This window comes from Arthrobacter sp. RCC_34 (genome assembly GCF_041360795.1).
Classification (GTDB): domain Bacteria; phylum Actinomycetota; class Actinomycetes; order Actinomycetales; family Micrococcaceae; genus Arthrobacter_E.
Genome location: NZ_JBFUPW010000007.1, coordinates 1 through 4,421, shown reverse-complemented (window position 1 = coordinate 4,421; position 4,421 = coordinate 1). Strand labels below are relative to the sequence as shown.

Below are 4,421 nucleotides of genomic sequence, written 5' to 3'. Positions count from 1 at the left end.
GACACAACCACAAAGGGATGGCCCCGAGCAACGACGCTCGGGGCCATCACCGCATCAACACCACCACAAACACCAACCAGAACAACCCCCACCAACAACAGCCCCCAGCCACAAAGCACCGGGGGCTGTTCCCGTTTAACCACCCACCACCCGGCCCTCCATCGCTCCCGACACCGCAACCACAGACAACCACCGCCGTCGTGGTCGACCCCAAGGACCACCGCGTGGCCACCCACGGACTAACGCCCCACGCCAGCCTCCAGCAGTCGGTTCAGCGTGCACCGGCCGAGCTCGGCCATGGGCGGATTCGACTCCCGGTAGTACCAGACGAGGCCGATCGCCTGCTCGAAAGCCCAGCCGGCTCCCCGCTCCCACTCGCCGTCGCTGGCGCCCAGTCGCTCACGCAGACGCCGACGTCGTGGTTCATCCAGCAGATGCCAGGCCGCCACCAGGTCGAGCCCGGGATCGGCCGGGCCGAATCCGCCGGTGTCGAGGACTCCGCTCAACCGATCGCCGTCGACCAGCAGATTCGCCGGAATCAGATCTCCGTGGTTCATCACGTGGGCGCCGGCCGGCGGAAGGGAGCGGAAGTGCTCCCATAGCTTCCTGAGCTGCCCGACGTCCAGCAGCCCGAGGCTCTGGTGGAGGCATTCCTCGACCCATCCGTCGTGCTGCTGCAAGACACCGCCTCGTCCCGTCCCGGTGAAGGTCCTTCCTCCAGTGGGATGGCGCCTCAGCGCGGTGATGAGATCCGCGAGGTCGTCGGCGAGGCCGTCCGAGCTCTCATGGCTATGCGGTGATGGGGTGACGCCTGGGAGCCAGCTCTGCAGGCTCCATCCGCCGGGGCAGGCCGCCGACGGTTCCGCGATGCCGAGCGGGCGTGGACCGGGGAACGGCGATGCTTGGAGGAACTCGCCCATGGCACTCGCCTCACGCGCCAGAGCCGGGTCAGGGCCCGTCGAATCATGACTCAGCAGCGGGAAGCGAGCGGTCGCCTCCTCGCCGACGCGAAAGATCGCGTTGACCGTCCCGGAGGTCTCGAGCCGGCGAATGACGTGACCCCGATACTCCGGAAACCGGCGGGCGATCAGGAATGCGGCGTGCTCCTCACTGAGGACGAGCTGATTCTCATGCATCGTCACGGGCGTCCCTCCTCAATGCGACGGGAGCGGCGTCCCTCCGCCAGCCAACCATGGAAACGTCCACCCTCTCAACTGTTGCATGACGCAACAAATGAGGCGTAGACTATGTTGCATAGCGCAACTAGTGATGGAGGTCGACATGTTCGACTCGCTCCTTGTCCTCCGCCTTGCGGCGGGAGACATCGTCAGGATTCCTCTCGCGGCTGATTCGGGCCAGGAAAGCTTCTCCACTTTCGTTGAGGATGCAGGTCCCTGTCCGGACGGCATCGTGATCGACGGGAAGACCGCCTACTGGACGACCATGGGCATCCCCTCGGTGGTCCCGGGCCTCAGCGGCGAGGAGAGCCTTGACTACGGCGGTCGCAATGGTGGGATCAGCGGGGCCGCACTGGCCGACGGCCGTCCTTTCGCCGTCGTCGAGCCAGGCGGGATCACCACCGGTAAGCAGCTGTGCGCCGACGGCTCGGGCCGCCTCTACTGGGGCGATCGCGAGGGGTGCCGGATCTCCTCTGCACGTGCTGACGGTTCGGATCTGCAGGACCTGGTGATCAACGCGCCGGACGGTTCCAAGGACCAGGAGTGCGTCGGGGTGGCGGTCGATGTGGAGGCCGGGTTCTTGTACTGGACCCAGAAGGGCCCCGCGAAGGGCGGGCACGGCCGGATCTTCCGTGCGGGCCTCACGCTGCCGGACGGCGAGGATCCCCGGTCGCGCAGTGACATCGAGCTTCTCTGGCAGGACCTGCCGGAACCGATCGACCTGGAGATCCACGACGGATCCCTCTACTGGACCGACCGCGGCGCCGAGCCGGCCGGGAACACCCTCAACCGGGCGCCGTTGCCGGCGCCCGGCGCGAAGGGCGCCGAGCCCGAGATCCTCGCGCGGGACTTCAGGGAGGCGATCGGACTGGCGGTCGACGGCGACGCGGGCATCGCGTACGTCTCTGAGCTGGGCGGCCGCATCGTCGCCGTCGAGCTCCGCTCCGCCGGGGAGGCAGCCGCGCCGCGCGTGGTCGCGGATCTCGGCACCCCACTCTCAGGCCTGGCCGGCCTGAACAGCACTCACGATCAGCAGGACTGAGGACCACTCATGGCATACGACTTCACTTTCGATCAGATCCGGAACCGTCCCGTCACGGTGATCGGCGGCGGCACACTGGGCCGCAGGATCGCCTTGATGATGGCTTCCCGCGGCGGAACCGTCCGGATCTCCGACCCGCAGCAGGCCGTGGCGGAGGCCGCCGTGCAGTACGTCAGTGAGACACTGCCCGGCGTCCTCTCCGAACGCGGCTCCGGTGAAGCGGGTTCCGTCGTGGCTGCCGCCGGACTGGCGGACGCGCTCGAGGATGCCTGGCTCGTCATCGAAGCGGTTCCGGAACGACTCGAGATCAAGATCCCGCTCTGGGGGGAGGTGGACCGGCTCGCACCGGTCGACGCGATCTTCGCCACGAACTCCTCCTCATACGCCTCACGCCTGATGAACGAGCGGATCCGGGACAAGTCTCGGTTCTGCAATCTGCACTTCTACATGCCGCCCGCGTCCAACGCGGCCGATGTGATGTCCGACGGCGAGACGGACCGCACAGTGCTGGACACCCTTCTGAACGTGCTGCCGGAGTTCGACGTGCACCCTTTCGAGGCGCGCAAGGAAAGCACGGGGTTCATCTTCAACCGGGTGTGGGCCGCCATCAAGCGCGAATCCCTGGCGGTGGTGGCTGACGGAGTGGCTCGCCCCGAGGATGTGGACGCGATGTTCCGGCTCAACTGGCACATGCCCGTGGGCCCGTTCCAGATGATGGACGGGGTGGGTCTGGACGTGGTCCTCGACATCGAGGAGCACTACGCGCACGAGAATCCGCACCTGCCCGAGGGGCCGCGGACCCTCCTGCGTGAGTACGTGGAGGCGGGCAAACTGGGCCGCAAGACCGGCGAGGGCTTCTACCGCTACGACTCCTGAGACACCGCCGAACGGGGGTCCCTCGCGCCCGGATGTGTCCGATTTGGACCGAAAACCGGGTGAGATCGAGCAAAAAACACTGAAAACACGCGGGATTTGCGACTCTGGGCCGTCAGGACTGGTAAGTTTCAGAACAGTGGTTCCCGCGCGAACCGCGTGGTAATTCCAAGTAGTCGATACGTCCAGGAGGACACCCATGGCTAAGAACCGTAGCGACGTCGTCGCCGAAGTTGCCAAGAAGGCTGACGTCAGCCAGGCTTCCGTCAACAACGTGCTGGATGCCCTGTTCGAGGTTTTCGAAGCTTCCGTCGCCGCCGGCGAGAAGATCACCATCCCGGGCTGGCTCGCCGTTGAGCGCACCGACCGTGCCGCTCGCACCGGCCGCAACCCGCAGACCGGCGAGACCATTCAGATCCCGGCCGGCCACAGCGTCAAGCTGACCGCAGGCTCCAAGCTGAAGGCCGCTGCTTCCAAGAAGTAAGCACCTTCGCTTTCTGAGGGCATCGGCATCCGCCGGTGCCCTCAGCTGTTTAAGCCTGAGCGCCTGATGGCACGGACCTGGACGAGGGAAGCGTAATGCGGGGAGACGAAGCACGAACCGACAGTGACGCCGTCGCGGCGTCCTATGACGCGGTGGCCGGCCTGTACATCGACCTCTTCGGGGATGAGGAGTTCGCGGAACCGGAGGACCGTGAAGCGATCACGGCCTGGGCCTCGGCGTGCGACGGGCCGGTGCTCGACGCCGGTTGCGGACCGGGGCACTGGACCGCGGCTCTCGCGCGGCGGGGTGTGGAGGCCGCCGGCGTCGATCTGTCGGCGGAGTTCCTGGAGCACGCGCGACGCCGGCATCCAGCTCTGTCATTTCAGCAGGCCGATGTCCGGAGATTCCCGTCAGAGGATGGCTCGTGGGCGGGCGTGCTGGCATGGTTCTCCCTCATTCATCTCGATCCCGCGGAAGTGACCACCGTGCTGGGGGAATTCCACCGGGTGCTCGTCCCCGGGGGACGAGTGCTGCTCGGTTTCTTCACGGAGGAGGGTGAGGAGCCACGATCCTTCGCCCACAAGGTGGCGCCGGCCTGGGCCTGGCCTCCCGCGTGGGTGGAACGGGAACTCATCACCGCGGGGTTCTCGCCGGTGGTGTTCAGGCCGCGGGACGCCACTGCCACGCAGAGGGCTCAGGGGCACTGGGAAGCGGTTCGGGTGCCCTGAAGACCCTTGTCTTGCCGGGCTTGCGGAGCACCGCGGAAGTGTGTAGAGTAGATCGGGTTGCCGGGCCGGTTGTGCTGGTTCTGGTGGCGGTCTTCGATTCTCATTCCTTTGATTTC

At 66.5% G+C, this 4,421-nt stretch carries 5 protein-coding genes; 4 read left to right on the top strand and 1 reads right to left on the bottom strand.

All coding sequences use genetic code 11. The features are described 5' to 3' along the window. Positions 1-239: 239 nt before the first annotated feature. On the bottom strand, positions 240-1,136 hold the full coding sequence (locus AB6732_RS17055; protein ID WP_370961085.1) for a phosphotransferase: 897 nt from the start codon (positions 1,134-1,136) through the stop codon (positions 240-242). Between the two features lie 145 nt (positions 1,137-1,281). On the opposite strand from AB6732_RS17055, the gene AB6732_RS17050 reads away from it, so the two are divergent. The 4 genes from AB6732_RS17050 to AB6732_RS17035 all read left to right on the top strand — a co-directional run bounded on the left by AB6732_RS17050 (position 1,282) and on the right by AB6732_RS17035 (position 4,305). After that, positions 1,282-2,220 (top strand): hypothetical protein, encoded by a 939-nt coding sequence (locus AB6732_RS17050; protein ID WP_370961084.1) that lies wholly within the window; start codon positions 1,282-1,284, stop codon positions 2,218-2,220. A 9-nt stretch (positions 2,221-2,229) separates the two neighbouring features. Then, positions 2,230-3,096, top strand: a complete 867-nt coding sequence (locus AB6732_RS17045) for a 3-hydroxyacyl-CoA dehydrogenase family protein (protein WP_370961083.1) — start codon at positions 2,230-2,232, stop codon at positions 3,094-3,096. A gap of 196 nt (positions 3,097-3,292) precedes the next feature. Then, positions 3,293-3,577 carry an HU family DNA-binding protein gene (locus AB6732_RS17040; protein ID WP_066217548.1) on the top strand — a complete coding sequence of 95 codons (285 nt, stop codon included), beginning with the start codon at positions 3,293-3,295 and terminating at the stop codon, positions 3,575-3,577. Between the two features lie 95 nt (positions 3,578-3,672). Further along, on the top strand, positions 3,673-4,305 hold the full coding sequence (locus AB6732_RS17035; protein ID WP_370961082.1) for a class I SAM-dependent methyltransferase: 633 nt from the start codon (positions 3,673-3,675) through the stop codon (positions 4,303-4,305). Positions 4,306-4,421 lie beyond the last annotated feature (116 nt).

What these genes read in the sequence shown, in the direction of transcription:
- AB6732_RS17055 (WP_370961085.1), bottom strand. Translation starts at nt 1,136, where the DNA reads ATGCATGAGAATCAGCTCGTCCTCAGTGAGGAGCACGCCGCATTCCTG.
- AB6732_RS17050 (WP_370961084.1), top strand. Translation starts at nt 1,282, where the DNA reads ATGTTCGACTCGCTCCTTGTCCTCCGCCTTGCGGCGGGAGACATCGTC.
- AB6732_RS17045 (WP_370961083.1), top strand. Translation starts at nt 2,230, where the DNA reads ATGGCATACGACTTCACTTTCGATCAGATCCGGAACCGTCCCGTCACG.
- AB6732_RS17040 (WP_066217548.1), top strand. Translation starts at nt 3,293, where the DNA reads ATGGCTAAGAACCGTAGCGACGTCGTCGCCGAAGTTGCCAAGAAGGCT.
- AB6732_RS17035 (WP_370961082.1), top strand. Translation starts at nt 3,673, where the DNA reads ATGCGGGGAGACGAAGCACGAACCGACAGTGACGCCGTCGCGGCGTCC.